Raw genomic sequence first — 605 nt, 5'->3', positions numbered from 1 at the left:
CCTATCGTTCAAGAACCAAAGCGTGCTCCAGCCCATATGCTTGGCTCCCACATGTGCCAACCCAACAACAGTGCCAACAACGCCGCCAAACACCAGAAACTTCAATAAAAATACCCCACGCGATATCCATTTACCCCGCACCCTCATAAGTAAAACCAAGGACAGCGCCAACAATGCAACAAATACCGCTCCCATCACTAAAAATTCCCACGATATATCAAAATGCTTCGCTCCCTTATAAGCAAAGCCAAGAATCACTGCAGCAATGGTGCAAAACACCCCCGCCTTCAAAAACACACCCCACGTAAAAGTCCTACGGTCTGCTCCCACCAAAATAAAACAAAGGACAGTTGCAACAATGCAAGAAATCACCCCCCCTGCCAAAACACCTCCCACGGAATAGCCGGTCGCCCCGCATCCTCATAAGAAAAGCCAAGGACCAAGCCAAAAATGCAGCAAAACGCCAGTCCCTTAAAAAATATGTCCCGCGTAATCACCCATACGCCCCGCTCCTTCATCAATAAAAACCAAAGATCATGCCCAAAATGCCGCAAAAGATCAATCCTTTTCAAAGAATGAAATCCTAAACTCAAGACGCCTTGCCC

At 47.4% G+C, this 605-nt stretch carries 2 pseudogenes; both read right to left on the bottom strand.

Going from position 1 to position 605, the window contains the following annotated elements:
- Positions 1-396, bottom strand: a pseudogene (locus ACFIO3_RS15135) (hypothetical protein); the annotation flags it as partial.
- Positions 369-605: pseudogene (locus tag ACFIO3_RS15130) on the bottom strand (hypothetical protein); the annotation flags it as partial. The pseudogenes ACFIO3_RS15135 and ACFIO3_RS15130, both read right to left, overlap by 28 nt.

This window comes from Bartonella sp. AD328YNZD, assembly GCF_042196425.1.
This window is presented reverse-complemented; position numbering and strand designations above follow the sequence as displayed.